The 16633-nt window shown below is 64.3% G+C and carries 16 protein-coding genes; 13 read left to right on the top strand and 3 right to left on the bottom strand.

All coding sequences use genetic code 11. The features are described from left to right. Positions 1 to 82 precede the first annotated feature (82 nt). From ABFK29_RS13185 to lpdA, 5 genes are all read left to right on the top strand, one after another. On the top strand, positions 83 to 3361 hold the full coding sequence (locus ABFK29_RS13185; protein ID WP_040604148.1) for an AsmA-like C-terminal region-containing protein: 3279 nt from the start codon (positions 83 to 85) through the stop codon (positions 3359 to 3361). Positions 3362 to 3393: 32 nt separating this feature from the next. Then, entirely contained in the window at positions 3394 to 4458 is a 1065-nt protein-coding gene (gene queA, locus ABFK29_RS13180) for a tRNA preQ1(34) S-adenosylmethionine ribosyltransferase-isomerase QueA (RefSeq protein WP_005855592.1), read from the top strand. 155 nt (positions 4459 to 4613) lie between these two features. Continuing rightward, the gene (locus ABFK29_RS13175) at positions 4614 to 5864 is read left to right on the top strand and encodes an MFS transporter (protein ID WP_005855591.1); all 1251 of its coding nucleotides are present in this window, start codon (positions 4614 to 4616) and stop codon (positions 5862 to 5864) included. Between the two features lie 117 nt (positions 5865 to 5981). Continuing rightward, the gene (locus ABFK29_RS13170) at positions 5982 to 6569 is read left to right on the top strand and encodes a DUF924 family protein (RefSeq protein WP_005855589.1); all 588 of its coding nucleotides are present in this window, start codon (positions 5982 to 5984) and stop codon (positions 6567 to 6569) included. Positions 6570 to 6674: 105 nt separating this feature from the next. Beyond that, positions 6675 to 8054: a dihydrolipoyl dehydrogenase gene (gene lpdA, locus ABFK29_RS13165; RefSeq protein WP_005855588.1), complete on the top strand. Its 1380-nt coding sequence runs from the start codon at positions 6675 to 6677 to the stop codon at positions 8052 to 8054. 22 nt (positions 8055 to 8076) lie between these two features. Here the strand turns inward: lpdA and ABFK29_RS13160 are convergent, their stop codons facing one another. The 3 genes from ABFK29_RS13160 to ABFK29_RS13150 all read right to left on the bottom strand — a co-directional run bounded on the left by ABFK29_RS13160 (position 8077) and on the right by ABFK29_RS13150 (position 9790). Next, a complete protein-coding gene (locus ABFK29_RS13160; protein ID WP_005855587.1) occupies positions 8077 to 8691 on the bottom strand; it encodes an HD domain-containing protein in 615 nt (204 codons plus the stop codon). 111 nt (positions 8692 to 8802) lie between these two features. Then, the gene (locus tag ABFK29_RS13155) at positions 8803 to 9084 is read right to left on the bottom strand and encodes a hypothetical protein (protein WP_005855585.1); all 282 of its coding nucleotides are present in this window, start codon (positions 9082 to 9084) and stop codon (positions 8803 to 8805) included. Positions 9085 to 9136: 52 nt separating this feature from the next. Next, the gene (locus ABFK29_RS13150) at positions 9137 to 9790 is read right to left on the bottom strand and encodes an alpha/beta hydrolase (RefSeq protein WP_005855583.1); all 654 of its coding nucleotides are present in this window, start codon (positions 9788 to 9790) and stop codon (positions 9137 to 9139) included. 213 nt (positions 9791 to 10003) lie between these two features. Between ABFK29_RS13150 and ABFK29_RS13145 the strand changes: the two genes are divergently transcribed. From ABFK29_RS13145 to ABFK29_RS13110, 8 genes are all read left to right on the top strand, one after another. Then, entirely contained in the window at positions 10004 to 10468 is a 465-nt protein-coding gene (locus tag ABFK29_RS13145; RefSeq protein ID WP_005855582.1) for an Rrf2 family transcriptional regulator, read from the top strand. A 72-nt stretch (positions 10469 to 10540) separates the two neighbouring features. Beyond that, a complete protein-coding gene (locus ABFK29_RS13140) occupies positions 10541 to 11584 on the top strand; it encodes a cysteine desulfurase family protein (protein WP_040604194.1) in 1044 nt (347 codons plus the stop codon). Between the two features lie 14 nt (positions 11585 to 11598). Further along, the gene (gene sufB, locus ABFK29_RS13135) at positions 11599 to 13131 is read left to right on the top strand and encodes a Fe-S cluster assembly protein SufB (RefSeq protein ID WP_005855579.1); all 1533 of its coding nucleotides are present in this window, start codon (positions 11599 to 11601) and stop codon (positions 13129 to 13131) included. Between the two features lie 66 nt (positions 13132 to 13197). Further along, positions 13198 to 13389 carry a hypothetical protein gene (locus tag ABFK29_RS13130; protein WP_232281503.1) on the top strand — a complete coding sequence of 64 codons (192 nt, stop codon included), beginning with the start codon at positions 13198 to 13200 and terminating at the stop codon, positions 13387 to 13389. Between the two features lie 115 nt (positions 13390 to 13504). Beyond that, positions 13505 to 13816, top strand: a complete 312-nt coding sequence (locus ABFK29_RS13125) for a heavy metal-binding domain-containing protein (RefSeq protein ID WP_005855576.1) — start codon at positions 13505 to 13507, stop codon at positions 13814 to 13816. Positions 13817 to 13887: 71 nt separating this feature from the next. Then, the gene (locus ABFK29_RS13120; protein WP_005855574.1) at positions 13888 to 14490 is read left to right on the top strand and encodes a hypothetical protein; all 603 of its coding nucleotides are present in this window, start codon (positions 13888 to 13890) and stop codon (positions 14488 to 14490) included. A 108-nt stretch (positions 14491 to 14598) separates the two neighbouring features. Next, positions 14599 to 15354, top strand: coding sequence for a Fe-S cluster assembly ATPase SufC (sufC, locus tag ABFK29_RS13115; protein ID WP_005855573.1), 756 nt, complete (start codon positions 14599 to 14601; stop codon positions 15352 to 15354). After that, positions 15355 to 16632 (top strand): SufB/SufD family protein, encoded by a 1278-nt coding sequence (locus ABFK29_RS13110; RefSeq protein ID WP_005855571.1) that lies wholly within the window; start codon positions 15355 to 15357, stop codon positions 16630 to 16632. Position 16633 lies beyond the last annotated feature (1 nt).

Genomic DNA, 16633 nt, shown 5'->3' with positions numbered 1-16633 from the left:
TCCCAGTATCATTTCGTTTATGGTCGGCGCAAAGGGCCATACACTCCAAGCATATGGCACCGAGGCCGGTCTTCCAGTGAGCATGCAACAAGCAACAGAAAAATCGGATGCCCCGAGACGGCGGCGCAAGGTGCTGGTTTGGTGCTTTGGCGTCGTTCTGGCGCTGGCGGTCGGTATCGCGGGCGGCATCTGGGCAATGCTGGGCCGCCCCGTCGACGCGCCGGACTGGCTGCGCGAAAGGATCGAGACGCGGATCGCCGAGAACCTCAGGGGGATTTCGATCGACTTCGGGCGCATGAGCCTCCTGATCACCGAGACGGGGCTTGCGCGTATCGTCTTGTGGGACGTGACGGTCACCAACGATCAGGGTGTCCTGGTGGCGCAGTTGTCGGACATCGAAGCGGGCGTTGCGCCGGTGTCCTTCCTGCGGCGCGAATGGGAACTGAGAGAGGCGCAGGTCTCCGGTGCCTTCGTCACGCTGCAGCGCGACAGAAACGGCAAGCTGGGGCTGGCGCTGGGGGATGCCTTTGCCGAGGGCACACAGGTGCCCGACCTCGCCCAGATCATCGCACGGATCGACGCCATCGCCATGGACCCGCGTCTGGCGAAGCTCGACCTTTTCGAGGCCGACAGCCTGACGCTGCGCTACGAGGATCTGCGCGCGCGGCGCGGCTGGACGGCGGACGGCGGACGACTGCGCCTGATGCGCGAGGACGGCACGCTCAGGCTGACCGGCGACGTGGCGCTTCTGTCCGGCGGGGCGGGCGTGGCAACGGTGGAGCTGGGCGCCGAAAGCCGCATCGGCGATGCCTCGCTCGACTTCGGGATTACACTGCAGGATCTCGACTCCGGTGACATCGCCACGCAAAGTCCTGCGCTGGCATGGATGGACGCGCTCGAAGCGCCGATCTCCGGATCGCTGCAATCCACTTTGGCGCCGGATGGTGCGCTTGGCGAGATGCGTGCAACGCTGGAAATCGGCAAGGGCGTGCTGCAGCCCAACCGCGAGGCCCGGCCTGTGCCCTTCGACGGGGCGCGGACCGCGTTCACCTACTTGCCCGAGGAACGGTTGATGCGCTTCGACGAGATCCGCGTCGATTCAGCCATGGGGCGGGTCCGCGCGTCCGGAACCACCATGCTGGACGATGCGCCGGACGGCGGGTTGCCGCCCGGGCTGACGGCCCAGTTCCGGCTTGCCAGCGTGGAAGTGGCAGAGAGCGCGGTGATGGACAGGCCAGTGGTGGTCGAGGGGGCGCAGACCGCTTTTCGTCTTCAGCTCGATCCGTTCCGGGTGGATATTGGATCCCTCCGTATTACCGATCCGACACTGCCGATCAGCGCGCGCGGATGGCTGGAAGCGACGCGTTCGGGGTGGAGCATGTCGCTCGATGCGCGCGTGGCCGAAACGGTGCCCGAACAGGTCATGGCCTTCTGGCCCGACCAGCTTGTGCCGCAGACCCGCGACTGGGTCGGGCGCAACGTTCGGGAGGGCCGTCTCTTCGATGCCAGCTTTGCCTTGCGCGCAGAAGCCGGGGCAGATCATCCGACAACTTTCTTCGACCTTTCGTTCGAGGATGCTGTGGTCGGTGTTGCCCCGAACCTTCCGCCGATCGAGGACGGGCGCGGACGGCTGACCATTCACCAGCGGAGGCTGGGCCTGCGCGTCGACGCCGGACGCATCGTGACGGACCGGGGGGCAATTGATGTGGCCGGATCTGTCTTCACCATCCCGGACCTTAAGAAGAGGCCATCGGTCGGCGAAGTCGATCTGAAGATCGATGGACCGGTCGGCGCCGTGCTGGCCTATGTCGACAATGACCAGTGGCGGGTGCTGCGCAACGTCGGGCGGGATGCAACCCTCGCCGACGGGCGGATCAAGGCGAGCGGACGGCTGGTTCTGCCGCTGGCGGAGGGGCTGACATTCGATGACATCCAACTGGCCTTCGACGGGACGCTTCGCGACGTCGAAAGCGCAAAGGCGATCCCGGGCAAGACGATCCGCGGTGATGGGCTATCGGTGAAGCTCGACAACGGGGGCATCACCATTGCGGGGCAAGCGAGTGTTTCGGGGGTGCCGGTCGACGGGCGCTGGACGCAACCCTTCGGCGGCGAATCTTCAGAAGTCGTCGCAGACATCACGATCAGCCCGAAATCGCTGTCGGACTTTGGCGTCTCTCTGCCGAACGGCATGTTGCGGGGCCAGGGCACGGGCGCCCTGCGGGTGACGCTTCCGCCGAACGCCCCGCCACGGTTCTCTCTTGAAAGCGATCTGGCCGGGCTGGGTCTGGCGGTGCCGCAAATCGGATGGTCCCTTGCCCCGCGCACGAAAGGCCGGTTCACCATGGCGGGGAACCTGACACCCGGGCTGCAGGATGCCGATCTGACCCTGAAGGGCGCGGGCATGGATGCGGCGGGGCAATTGGTCCTTTCGAAGTCCGGCGCCTTCGAAAGGCTCGATCTGTCGCGTGTGAAGGTCGCCGACTGGCTGGATGTTGCGGGCCGGCTGCGCGCGCGAGGCGGCAACAGCGCCCCGGCGGTCGAGATATCTTCCGGTCGTGTCGACCTGCGGAGTGCGCCTTTCGGCGCTTCCGGTGCGGGCGGAAGCAGCGGAGGCGGGGGCGGACCGCTGGTCCTGACGCTCGACAGCCTGCGGGTGACCGACAGCATCGAACTGCGCGCCTTCCGGGGCAACTTCGACACGGCGCGCGGGATCGAGGGGCGCTTTGACGGGCAGCTTGGGGGCGCGACGCCGGTGGCGGGACAGGTGATCCCGCAATCGGGCGGCAGCGCGTTCCGGATCACTGGCGAAGACGCCGGAGATATCCTGAAAGCGGCAGGGCTGCTGAAGACCGTGAAGGATGGCACATTCAACCTCGACCTGGCGCCGGTCAGCGGCCAGCCGGGCAGCTTCGACGGGTTGATGCGGATACAGGGCACCCGGATGCAGAAGGCCCCGGCCATCGCTTCGCTTCTGGATGCGATCAGCATCGTCGGGATCATCGACCAGATGAACGGACCGGGGATTTTCTTTTCTGACGTGGAGGCGCGGTTCCGGCTGACGCCTTCCCGGGTGATCCTGTCGGAGTCGAGCGCGGTGGGGCCGTCGATGGGCATTTCGATGGACGGCTATTACGATCTGGGCAGCGGCCAGATGGACTTTCAGGGGGTTCTGTCTCCGATCTACGCGGTCAATGCCATCGGCCGCCTGATCGCGCGCAAAGGAGAGGGGTTGATCGGTTTCAACTTTAACCTTCGGGGTACGGTCGGAGCACCCAGGGTCGCGGTCAATCCGCTCTCGGTCTTCACCCCGGGCATGTTCCGTGACATCTTCCGGCGACCGCCGCCAAAGCTGTCGCAGTAGGCGGCACGCGTGACATTCCAAGAGGTTGAGACATGAAGCTGTCGGATTTCGATTTCGAACTGCCCGAACGGCTGATCGCCACGCGGCCCGCCCGGCCGCGGACCGCCGCCCGGCTGCTGGTGTGCGACGGCGGGGTGATCTCGGACGCCACCGTCGCCGAGCTGCCGGACTGGCTGCGCCCCGGCGACCGGCTGGTTCTGAACGATACGCAGGTGATCCCGGCGCGTCTTTCGGGCGTGCGGCGTCGCGTCGGCGAGGCCGGTGAGACCGAGGCTCAGATCGAGGTCACGCTTCTCGAACCGCGCGCAGACGGGTGCTGGTCCGCGCTGCTGAAGCCCCTGAAAAAGGTGCGCGACGGCGAGATCGTTCGCTTTTCGGACGACCTGGAAGCGATGCTGATGTCGCGCCAGGACGGGCAGGCGATCTTGCGTTTCAACCTCGCGGCCGCGGATTTCGACGCCGCGCTGAATGCTGCCGGTGCCATGCCGCTGCCGCCCTACATCGCCGCCCGGCGCCCGGCCGATGCGCAGGACAAAGAGGACTACCAGACGGTCTGGGCACGCAACCGGGGCGCTGTCGCCGCGCCGACCGCCAGCCTGCACTTCGACGAATCTCTGCTGAAACGGATCGCGGATATGGGGGTCGCCTTTACCCATGTGACCCTGCACGTCGGTGCCGGCACTTTCCTGCCGGTCAAGGTCGAGGACGTCACGACCCACCGGATGCACGGCGAATGGGGCGAGGTCACGCCACAGGCCGCCGCCGAGATCGCTGCGACCCGCGCGGCTGGCGGGCGCGTCATCCCGGTTGGGACGACCGCCCTGCGCCTGATCGAGTCGGCGGCGCGCGAGGGCGAAATCGCTCCTTTCCACGGGGTGACCGACATCTTCATCTATCCCGGCTTCTCCTTCAACGTGACCGACGCGTTGATGACCAATTTCCACCTGCCGAAATCCACGCTGCTGATGCTGGTCTCCGCGCTCATGGGGCAGGATTGCATCCGCGAGGTTTATGCGCATGCCGTGGCAGAGGATTACCGGTTCTTTTCCTATGGCGACGCGTCCCTGCTGATTCCTCCCGGCCCCCGGACATCCTGACGGTTTCGCCAGGAGGCATCTGCGAGTAACCGCGTGTTCATGGTGAACGGCCCATCAAGGGTCGCACAGCGGCGTCGAATCGTGCATGGCGTCGCAGCAAGACAAGACCTGTGCCCTGACGATCTGTCAGGGACCGGGGTAACGAGGAAAGAACGATGCTGTACGTGATGAGAACCTCCTGGCCGCTGCTGCTGGGAATGCTGCTGCTCATGGTCGGGAACGGCCTGCAGGGCTCCCTGCTGGGTGTGCGCGGCAGCGCGGCGGGTTTTTCGACCACTGTGATGGCAGTCGTCATGTCGGCCTACTTTGCCGGTTTCCTGTTTGCGTCGCGCATGGTGCCGGAGATGATCCGCCGCGTCGGTCACGTCCGGGTCTTTGCGGCGCTCGGCTCCTTCATTTCGGCTGCGCTGATCCTGTTCCCCGCCGTGCAGCACCCCGCCGCTTGGGTGCTGGGGCGGCTGGTGCTGGGCTTCTGCTTCTGCGGCGTTTACGTGACGGCGGAAAGCTGGCTGAACAACACCGCCACAAACGAGACGCGCGGGCAGACCCTGTCCGCCTATATGATCGTCCAGACGCTTGGCATCATCGCCGCGCAGGCCCTGCTGGTCGTGCCGGATGTTTCCGGGTTCCTGCTGTTTGTCATCCCGTCCGTGCTCGTTTCCATATCCTTCGCGCCTATTCTGCTGTCGATCTCGCCGACACCGGCCTTTGAATCCACGAAGCGGATGACTTTGAGAGAGCTCTACAGCGTGTCCCCCCTGGGGATGGTCGGCATCTTCCTGCTGGGCAGCGTGTTTGCCGCGCAGTTCGGCATGGCGGCAGTCTACGCGACCGAGGCAGGGATGCGGCTGGGCCAGATCTCCATCTTCGTCGCGGCGTTCTATGTCGGCGCGCTGATCATGCAGTATCCGCTGGGCTGGATTTCGGACCGCGTCGACCGTCGCGGTCTGATCATGATCGTCGCAGCGCTGGGGGCGGCGGGGGCCCTGGTCGCCGTCATGGCGCAAAGCTACTGGGTCATCGTCGGCTGCGCCGCGGTGATCGGCGGCTGCTCCAACCCTTTGTATTCCCTGTTGATTGCCTACACCAACGACTTCCTTCAGTCAGAGGACATGGCCGCCGCATCCGCCGGGCTGCTGTTCATCAACGGTGTCGGCGCCATCGCCGGTCCGCTGGTCATCGGCTGGGTCATGCAGGTCATGGGGCCGCCCGGGTTCTTCGTGCTGATCGCGACACTCCTTGTCGCCCTGACCGCCTATGCCGCTTACCGGATGACGCAGCGCCCCGCACCGGCGGTGGAAACGACGGGCGCCTATGCCCCGGTTTTGCCGTCCGCTTCGCCCGTGGCGATGGAAGTTGCGCAGGAATACTTCATCGAACGCTCCGAAGAGGAAGAGGAGGAGTAGCGCCGTCGCACCGCAAGCGCTTGTCAGATTGTGACAACAATTGTGATTGGGCCTGCGGATACGGGTGTGTGTAACACTTTGTTAACCTGATGCGACGGGGCCTATGAGGAGGATCACATGGCACGGCCTGAAGACATTCTTGCGTTCTGGCTCGACGAGGTGGGACCGGATGGTTGGTACAAGCAGGACGAGGCGCTGGATCAGGAGATCCGCGACCGCTTCCTGACCGCATGGGAGGGACAGATGCAGGGACGTTACGGCCTGTGGCTGACGTATCCTTCCGGTACGCTCGCGTACATCGTGCTGGCCGACCAGTTCCCGAGGAACATGTTCCGCGGCAAGGCCACAGCATTTTCGTCCGACCGCATCGCGCTGGCCGCGGCCAAGCAGGCGATCCATCGCGGCTGGGACATGCGCATCGACGAGCCGTCCCGCCAGTTCTTCTACCTGCCGCTGATGCATTCGGAGAACCTTTGCGATCAGGACCGCTGCGTCCGTCTCATGAAGGAGCGGATGCCTGCCTCCGGTGACAGCAATCTGATGCATGCCAAGGTCCATCGCGAGGTGATCCGCCAGTTCGGCCGCTTCCCGTACCGCAACGAGGCTCTGTTGCGGAAGACAACCGAGGCCGAGAAGACCTTCATATCGGACGGCGGTTACGGCGCGATCCTCCGCGATATGCAGGCCGAAGCAGAAGCTGCATGAATTCGGCCACTTGCGTGCGTCGGTGGCACAAGTGCTCTTGATCCCCGGCGGCCCCCGCGCCTAGCCTGTGACTGGCCCGTTCGGGGCCCGGGCAGGGAGGGCCGGATGAGCGCAAAGTACGACATGGTGGTGATCGGGGCCGGACCCGGAGGGTACGTGGCCGCGATCAGGGGCGCCCAGCTTGGCCTGCGCACCGCGATTGTGGAACGGGAGCATCTGGGCGGCATCTGTCTGAACTGGGGGTGCATTCCCACCAAGGCGCTCTTGCGGTCCGCCGAGGTGTTTCACCTCATGCACCGCGCGCCGGAATTCGGCCTGAAGGCAGACGGCATAGGCTTTGATCTCGACGCGGTCGTCAAACGTTCGCGCGGAGTGGCCAAGCAACTGAACTCCGGCGTCGGGCATCTTCTGAAGAAGAACAAGGTCGATGTCGTCATGGGGGCTGCGCAGATCGAAGCCCCGGGCAAGGTTCGTGTCGGCGACACGTTGCTGGAGGCCGGGAATATCGTCGTGGCGACTGGTGCTCGGGCGCGGGAGCTTCCGGGACTGGAGGCCGACGGTGACCGGGTCTGGACCTATAAACACGCGCTGCAACCGAAGCGGATGCCGAAGAAACTACTGGTGATCGGCTCCGGCGCCATCGGGATCGAGTTTGCGAGCTTCTTCAACACGCTAGGCGCAGAGGTCACGGTGGTCGAGGTGATGGACCGCATCCTGCCCGTCGAAGACGCGGAGATCGCCGCCTTTGCCAGGAAGCAGTTCCAGAAACAGGGCATGACGATTCTCGAAGGCGCGTCGGTCAAGTCGCTGGATCGCGGTCCGAACGGCGTTGTCGCCCATGTGGATAAAGGTGGGGAAAAGTCAAAAATATCAGTCGATACAGTGATTTCGGCTGTGGGCATTATCGGAAATGTCGAAGATTTGGGGTTGGAAGCGCTCGGTGTTCGGGTGGAGCGGTCGCACGTCTTGACCGATCCGTACTGCCGCACCGGAATCGAGGGTGTTTATGCCATCGGCGACGTGGCCGGTGCGCCGTGGCTCGCGCACAAGGCCTCGCACGAGGGAGTCATGGTGGCCGAGCTGATCGCGGGCGGTCAGCCTCATGCGGTCGATCCGGGCAGCATCGCGGGCTGCACCTATTGCCACCCGCAGATCGCCTCTGTCGGACTGACAGAGGCGAAGGCGAAGGAACAGGGCTTTGACGTGAAGGTGGGCAGGTTCCCCTTCATTGGCAATGGCAAGGCCATCGCGCTCGGCGAGGTGGAGGGCATGGTGAAGACCGTGTTCGACGCAAAAACGGGGGCCTTGCTGGGCGCGCATATGGTGGGCGCCGAGGTCACCGAACTTATCCAGGGCTACGTCGTTGGCCGGCAATTGGAGACCACGGAAGAGGATCTGATGCAGACCGTCTTCCCGCACCCGACGCTCAGTGAGATGATGCACGAATCCGTTCTGGACGCCTGGGGTCGCGCCATACACTTCTGACGGGCGGGTGCCGAAGAAGGGGTCAGCGGTCCTGCCGTTTCAACGCCAGGCGGTCCAGTACCTTCCGAGCGCGCGGCATGATCCACTGCCACAGCACCGGTGCGCCAGCCTGGATCTTGCGGCCGACGTTGTTCTCGAACGTGGCCCACTCGACATCGTAATCGACCCAGGACCCGCCGCCGTTGGCGATGTTCAGGTTCGGCGGGGCGAAGCGGTCGAGTGACTTTGCAAAGCGCGCCTCAGGCGTCTGGTTGGCCTCGAACTCTTCCCAGATCGCGCGGAAGTGCTGGCGCTGATCCTCGGGCAAAAGGCCGAAGATCCGGTCGGCGGCACGGGCCTCGGCTGCCTCGACGGCTGCCGTGTCGTGGTTGCCGAAGACCGGCGCGTCGCCGGCGTCGATTTCCACGAGGTCGTGCAGCAGCAGCATCGCGATGACCTTGCCCCGGTCGACCTGAGCCGGGGCGTGCTCTGACAAGGTCAACGCAAAGAGCGCGATGTGCCAGCTGTGTTCGGCGGAATTCTCGTACCTTGACCCGTCGGCCAGCCGCGTGGCGCGTGACACGGACTTGAGGCGGTCGGCCTCCAAAAGGAAATCCATCTGGGCGTCGAGGCGGGTCCGGGCGTTGTCATTCGTCATGGCAGAGAGGTGCACCGTACCGAGGTAAGACGCAAGCCGCAGTGGCCGGTCTCTGCAACCGCGAAATCGGCCTGGTGCGATACGGAGCCCACGATGGGGCGCATGTCGACGTCAGATGTTTTCGTTGTCGGTTCCGGGAGCGAGTGCGGTGGGAATGGCTTCTCCGCGCTTCTTCGCTTCCAGTGCGCGCTGCAGATGCTCCGTCAGGAAGGCGCGTGCCCGGCGTTCCGCCAGGCGAATGCGGACGGCAGCGCGGAAGATTTCCTCGGACGAAGGCGAGGACGCACCCAGCACCGCCGCGACCTGATCGGGCAGGGTCTCGTCCCCGAGTGCGTCCATCGCCTTGATCGTGTCGCGGGCGAGGGCGTCGGCTAGGTCGTCGACAACGGCCATGGCTGGCTCCCTGAAGCAAAGGCGCCCGGGCGCCTTTGCCCGGGCTATCGGTTCAGCGTGTGCTTTCGGTCAGACGCCGCTTCACGTAGCCGGTGACGCTGTCGATCATCGTTTCCATGTGCGGCTCTTCGAAGAAATGGCCGGAACCGTCGATTTCCTCATGAGTGATCGTGATGCCCTTCTGCTCGTGCAGTTTGGACACCAGCGAACGGGTGTCGGCGGGCGGCGCCACGCGGTCGTTCGTGCCGTTGATGATCAGGCCAGAGGAAGGGCAGGGCGCGAGGAAGGAGAAGTCGTACATGTTCGCGGGCGGAGACGCGGACACGAAACCGGTGATTTCCGGCCGCCTCATCAGAAGCTGCATTCCGATCCACGCGCCGAACGAAAAGCCCGCGACCCAGCAATGCTTGGAGTTCTGGTTCATCGACTGCAGATAGTCGAGCGCGGATGCGGCGTCCGAAAGCTCTCCGACACCCTGATCGTATTCGCCCTGGCTGCGCCCGACTCCGCGGAAATTGAACCGCAGGACGGTAAAGCCCATGTTGTAGAAGGCGTAATGCAGGTTGTAGACCACCTTGTTGTTCATCGTCCCGCCGAACTGCGGGTGGGGATGAAGAACGATGGCGATCGGGGCATCGCGGTCTTTTTGCGGATGGTAGCGGCCTTCGAGGCGGCCTTCGGGTCCTGGGAAGATGACCTCGGGCATGTACGGGCGCAGGCTCCTTGTTGGTGGGCGTCGTCGACGCTATCTTGGGTGATGCGCCAGAATTGTTGACGACTTCACTCGGACACTTTAGAAAGATTCTAAACCGGCACTGGGCCGGTCAGGGCTCCGAAGCAGATAGGCAATCGCGCGCGCAAGGTCAATCGGATCGCGCGGCGCGGATGCGCTGTGCGGCGCCGAAGCGAAGGGGCGAAGATGAAGCTGAGCACCAAGGGGCGTTACGCGATGGTCGCGTTGGTGGATATTTCCTTGCAGGGCTGCGACGACCTGGTGACGTTGGGTGACGTGTCGAAACGCCAGGACCTGTCCCTGCCGTATCTGGAGCAGCTTTTCGTGAAGCTCCGCCGCGCCGGGCTGGTCGAGTCGGTACGTGGCCCAGGCGGCGGATACCGTCTGGCGAAATCCCCGAGCGACATCCGCGTGGTCGATATTCTCGCCGCAGTCGATGAAACCGTGGATGCCATGCACAAGGGCGCGGGCGCGTCGGGCGGTCTGTCCGGGTCGAAGGCGCAATCGCTGTCGAACATGTTGTGGCAGTCGCTTTCGGCCCATGTCTACGTCTTCCTGCACCAGACCCGGTTGTCGGACGTGGTGGAGCGCGGATTGGCGCCCTGTCCGGCGGTGCCGGCGCTGTTCGCGGTTGTCGAAGATGACGGGTGAGGCAATGCAGAGTTTTCGCGGAAAACTTTGTCTTAGGTGGGCAAAGTCTTCGTCGAAGACTTTGTGGCGCCCATGACGCGCGTCTACCTCGATCACAACGCGACGGCGCCGTTGCGGCCCGAGGCGAGGGTGGCGATGATCGCCGCCATGGATCTTTGTGGCAATCCGTCTTCGGTGCATGGCGAGGGACGGGCCGCCAAGGCCGCCGTCGAGAAGGCGCGGGCCCAGGTGTCTGCGGCGTTCGGCGCAGACGGTGCCGACGTGGTCTTTGTCTCGGGGGCCACCGAAGCGGCGGCGCTGGCCTGCGCAGGGCGTGGGCTGGCGGGCGCGGACGTGGAACATGACGCCGTTGCCTCCTGGATAGATCCGGTTCTGCCCGTGGACCGCGACGGCCGCGTGACGGTGGACGATCCCGCGATGACCGCGCTGCAAGCGGCGAACTCGGAGACCGGCGTGATCCAGGCACTGCCCGACGGGCTGGCGGTCGTGGATGCGACGCAAGCCTTCGGCAAACTGCCCGTCGCCTTCAACTGGCTGGGTTGCCGGATGGCGTTGGTGTCGGCTCACAAACTCGGAGGTCCCAAGGGAATCGGCGCGCTGGTGATGAAACGCGGCACGGACATCGCCGCGCAGATCCGCGGCGGCGGCCAGGAAATGGGCCGCCGGTCCGGTACGGAAAACGTGATCGGTATCGCGGGTTTCGGTGCGGCCGCCGAAGCCGCCGCGCAGGATATGTCCGCGGGCGTCTGGTCCAACGTCGAAAACCTTAGAACGATTCTAGAGAATTTGATTGCGACCGGCGCGGAAGACACTATTTTTGTCGGGAAAGGCGCGGAGCGTCTGCCAAACACCTCGTGCTTCGCCACTCCGGGCTGGAAAGGCGAGACCCAGGTGATGCAGATGGACCTGGCCGGATTCGCGATCAGCGCGGGCAGCGCCTGTTCCAGCGGGAAGGTCCGCGCCAGCCGTGTGCTGCGGGCCATGGGATACGACGATACGGTCGCGTCGAGCGCCATCAGGGTCAGCCTGGGGCCGGAGACGACCGAAGAGAATGTGGTGCGCTTCGCCGAGGCGTGGCTGAAGAAACACCAGCGGTTCCGCGAACGGGCCGCGTGAGAAAGGATAGACGCATGTCCATGACCGAAGACGTTGCAGTCAAGGAAGGTGTCGACCAGCAGACGGTGGATGCCGTTCGCGACGTGTCGACCTACAAGCACGGCTGGAACACCGACATCGAGATGGAATACGCGCCGAAGGGGCTGAGCCCGGACATCGTGCGGCTGATTTCCGAGAAGAACGAAGAACCTGAGTGGATGACCGACTGGCGTCTGCAGGCCTATGAACGCTGGCTGCAAAAGACGGAACCGACTTGGGCTATGGTCGATTATCCGGAAATCGACTTCCAGGAACAGTATTACTACGCGCGTCCCAAGAGCATGACGGAGAAGCCGAAGTCGCTGGACGAGGTCGATCCCAAGCTGCTGGAGACATACGAGAAGCTGGGCATCCCGCTGAAGGAGCAGATGATCCTCGCGGGTGTCGAGGGCGCAGGGGACGCACCGGCGGAGGCCAAGGAAGGCGAGCGCCGTGTGGCCGTCGACGCGGTGTTCGACTCTGTTTCGGTGGGCACGACCTTCCAGAAGGAACTGAAGGCGGCTGGCGTGATCTTCTGTTCCATCTCCGAGGCGATCCGCGAACATCCCGAACTGGTAAAGAAGTACCTTGGCTCGGTCGTGCCGGTATCGGACAATTTCTATGCCACGCTGAACTCCGCCGTGTTCTCGGACGGGTCCTTCGTCTACGTGCCCCCGGGGGTTCGCTGCCCGATGGAACTGTCGACCTATTTCCGCATCAACGCCGAGAACACCGGCCAGTTCGAGCGGACGCTGATCATCGCCGACAAGGGCAGCTACGTGTCGTACCTCGAAGGCTGCACCGCGCCGCAGCGCGACACGGCGCAGCTTCACGCGGCGGTGGTCGAGATCATCGTGGAGGAAGACGCGGAGGTGAAGTACTCCACCGTCCAGAACTGGTTCCCGGGCGACGAAAACGGCAAGGGCGGCATCTACAACTTCGTCACCAAGCGGGCGGACTGCCGCGGCGACCGGGCGAAGGTCATGTGGACGCAAGTGGAGACTGGCTCGGCGGTGACTTGGAAGTACCCGTCCTGCATCCTGCGCGGGAACGAGTCGCAGGGCGAGTTCTACTCGATCGCCATCGCGAACAACCACCAGCAGGCCGACACCGGCACCAAGATGATCCACCTCGGCCGCGATACCAAGTCGCGCATCGTGTCGAAGGGGATCTCGGCGGGCGTCGCGCAGAACACCTATCGCGGCCTCGTGTCCATGCACCCCAAGGCCAAGAACTCGCGCAACTATACACAGTGCGACAGCTTGCTGATCGGCGGCAAATGCGGGGCGCACACGGTCCCCTACATCGAGGTGAAGAACAATTCGTCCCGGTGCGAACACGAGGCGACCACATCGAAGGTGGACGACGACCAGCTCTTCTATTGCCGCCAGCGCGGCATGGACGAGGAAGAGGCCGTGGCGCTCGTGGTGAACGGTTTCTGCCGTGAGGTTCTTCAGGCCCTGCCGATGGAGTTCGCAATGGAAGCGCAGCAGCTTGTGGCGATCTCGCTCGAAGGCTCGGTTGGCTGACGCTACGGGGACGGGGCGCGTTTCGCTCCGTTCCGCCGGCCCGAAAGGAATGAAACGATGTTGGCCATGGCGATCCATCAGTCTGCCGGCGTAGGCGTGGGCACCTTTCTGGGTGTGTTGATCATGATGTTCCTCATGCGGCGCTCCGGCAAGAAGGTGCGGCTGCTGAACGACAGCGTGGTTTACACGGCACTCGTGGCCGGCATGGGGGCCTGGACATTTGCCGCAGTGCTGCGCCTCGTCGTGGGGATGACCTGATGTCGGGCACGGTGAACCTTCATGCGGGCAGGGCTCGCGGCCATACCGCCCGCCACAAGGTGCGCTGCTACGACGTCAACATGAACTACCTTGTGCAACCCGCTGGAGAAGCACCATGATTGTCACAACGACACCCTCTGTCGAAGGCCACCTGATCGCTGAATACAAGGGTATTGTCGTCGGCGAGGCCATCCTCGGAGCGAACGTGTTCCGGGACATCTTTGCCGGGATCACGGACATTATCGGCGGTCGCTCCGGCGCTTACGAGGCATCGCTGGGCGAAGCACGCGAAACGGCGCTGAACGAACTTCAGGCACGCGCGGCGGCGCTTGGCGCCAATGCAGTGGTGGGTGTCGACCTGGACTATGAGGTCATCAACAACATGCTGATGGTCTCTGCCTCGGGCACTGCGGTTGTGCTTGGCTGATCTTGCGCGATGCGGTCCGGTCTTCATATCGCGGTGGGCTTTCCGGTACTGTTCCGATCGGAGGGGCGTTCATGAGCGCGCCGACACGGATCGACCGGCCCGAGCTGACTCTGCCGGAGGCGGAGGCGGCACTGCTGCGCGAGGCGTACCGCCGGGCGTCCGTGATCCTGGAATACGGGTCCGGGGGATCGACCGTGATGGCCGCCGAGATGCCGGGCAAGACGGTCTTTTCCGTCGAATCCGATCAGGATTGGGCGCACATGATGCGCGGCTGGTTCGCCGACAACCCGCCCGCGCAGGGCAGCACGGTGGAGGTCGTCTGGTCGGATATCGGGGCCACGAAGGAGTGGGGCCACCCAGTCGATCACACCGAATGGCGCCGCTTTGCGCGCTACCCGCTGGAAGTGTGGTCCCGGTCGGACTTCCGCCAGCCGCAGGTTGTGCTGGTCGACGGGCGGTTCCGGCAAGGCTGCGCGCTGGCCTGCGCCTTCATGTCCGGGGACCCTTTGGACCTGTATTTCGACGACTATGTACAGCGCCAACACTACCACAAGGTCGAGGAAATCCTCGGTCCGCCAAAGATCATCGGGCGCATGGCGCACTTCCATGTGCCCCCCCGACCTATCCCGCCGGAGCGCCTGATGTGGATCATCAAGCTGATGCAGAGCCCCTGACCGGCAAACGAACCCGCCCTTGAGCCGTCACACGAGACGGCAGGGCAAAAGAACCGGCCCATCGGCTGCCAAACGGCGGCGGGCACCCAAAACGAGAGGATGACAGAGATGTTGGAAATCAAGAACCTGCACGTGAAACTTGAGGAAGAGGACAAGCAGATCCTCAAAGGCGTCGACCTGACCGTCGAGGCCGGCAAGGTGCACGCGATCATGGGGCCGAACGGCTCTGGCAAATCGACGCTGTCTTACGTCCTGTCGGGCCGCGATGGCTATGAGATCACCGAAGGGACCGCGACGCTCGAAGGCGAGGACCTGCTTGAGATGGAAGTCGAGGAGCGCGCCGCCGCCGGTCTGTTCCTGGCGTTCCAGTACCCCGTCGAGATCCCCGGCGTCGGCAACATGACCTTCCTGCGCACCGCGGTGAACGCACAGCGCAAGGCGCGCGGGCAGGAGGAAATGTCCTCTGCCGAGTTCCTGAAGGTTATCCGTGAGAAGGCCAAGAGCCTGAAGATCGATGCCGAGATGCTGAAGCGTCCGGTGAATGTCGGCTTTTCGGGCGGCGAGAAGAAGCGCAACGAGATCCTCCAGATGGCGATGCTCGAACCGAAGATGTGCATCCTCGACGAGACCGACTCGGGCCTCGACGTGGACGCGATGAAACTGGTGGCCGATGGTGTGAACGCGCTGCGCGATGCGGGCCGCGGTTTCCTCGTGATCACACACTACCAGCGGCTTCTGGACCACATCAAGCCGGACGTGGTGCACATCATGTCGAACGGCCGCATCATCAAGACCGGTGGTCCCGATCTGGCGCTGGAAGTCGAGCACAACGGTTACGCGGACCTGATCGCGGAGGAGGCGTAAATGGCTTTGCCTCAAGCGAAAGAGAGCACGACCGAAGCGCGTCTGGCGTCGCTGACCCTGCCCGAGGGAGGCTGGTCGGATGCGGCCAGACAGGACGCGCTGACCCGGTTGCAGGCCATGGGGCTGCCGGGCGCGCGCGATGAGTACTGGAAATACACCCGGCCCGACACGCTGAACGCGGTGGAGGCGCCGGCAGCTACGGCGCTTGAGGCGCACGAAGCGCCGTTGTTCGGGGAGCGCGACCGCCTGCGGATCGTCTTTGTCGACGGTGTGTTCGACGCGGAAGCGTCGGACGACCTGTCGATGGAGGGCGTGACCATCGAACGCCTCGCCGAGGCGCGCGATATCCATTGGGCCAAGGACGTCTACGGCGTGCTCGAAGCGCGTGGCCAGACCCCGGTGCAGCGGCCCTTCGCGGTGCTGAACACGGCGTTTGCCACGGACGGTCTGCTGATCCATGTGACCGGCAAGGTCGCCAAGCCGATCCACATCAACTACGTCCACAAGGGCGAGACCTCGGACGCGATGCTGCACCACGTCGTGAAGGTGGACGCCGGGGCGGACCTAACCATCCTGGAGAACGGGCCTGCCGCTGCGCGGTTCAACCACGTGATGGAGGTGGAGATCGCCGACAAGGGCGCGCTGCACCACGTCCGTGCCCAGGGGCGCGACCACGACCGCCGGGCCGTCACACATGTTTTCGCGCGCCTCGGCGTCGAAAGCACGTTCAAGAGCTTTACGCTCACGGTGAACGGTGGGCTGACCCGCAACGAGTGCGTGATCGAGTTCACCGGTGACGACGCCGTTGCGCATGTCGCCGGGGCCTGCATGGGCGACGGGTCGTTCCACCACGACGACACTGTCTTTGTCACCCATGACGCGGTGAACTGCGAAAGCCGCCAGGTGTTCAAAAAGGTGTTGCGGAATGGGGCGGTCGGCGTCTTTCAGGGCAAGATCCTCGTCAAACCTGACGCGCAGAAGACCGACGGCTACCAGATCAGCCAGTCGCTGCTGCTGGACGAGGACAGCCAGTTCCTCGCAAAGCCGGAGCTGGAGATCTACGCCGATGACGTGGCCTGTTCGCACGGCTCCACCTCTGGCGCCATCGACGAGGATTCGCTGTTTTACCTGCGTGCACGCGGCGTGCCGCGCGGCGCCGCCGAGGACATGATGACCATCGCCTTCATCGCGGAAGCGACGCAAGAGATCGAGGACGAGTCGCTTCGCGAGGAACTGGTCGAACGGGTCGCGGCCTGGCTGTCGCGGCGCAGGGCCTGAG

The organism is Sagittula stellata E-37 (assembly GCF_039724765.1).
Taxonomy (GTDB): Bacteria; Pseudomonadota; Alphaproteobacteria; order Rhodobacterales; family Rhodobacteraceae; genus Sagittula; species Sagittula stellata.
Note: the sequence above shows the minus strand (reverse complement) of the source record. Positions and strands in the feature narration are given on the sequence as shown.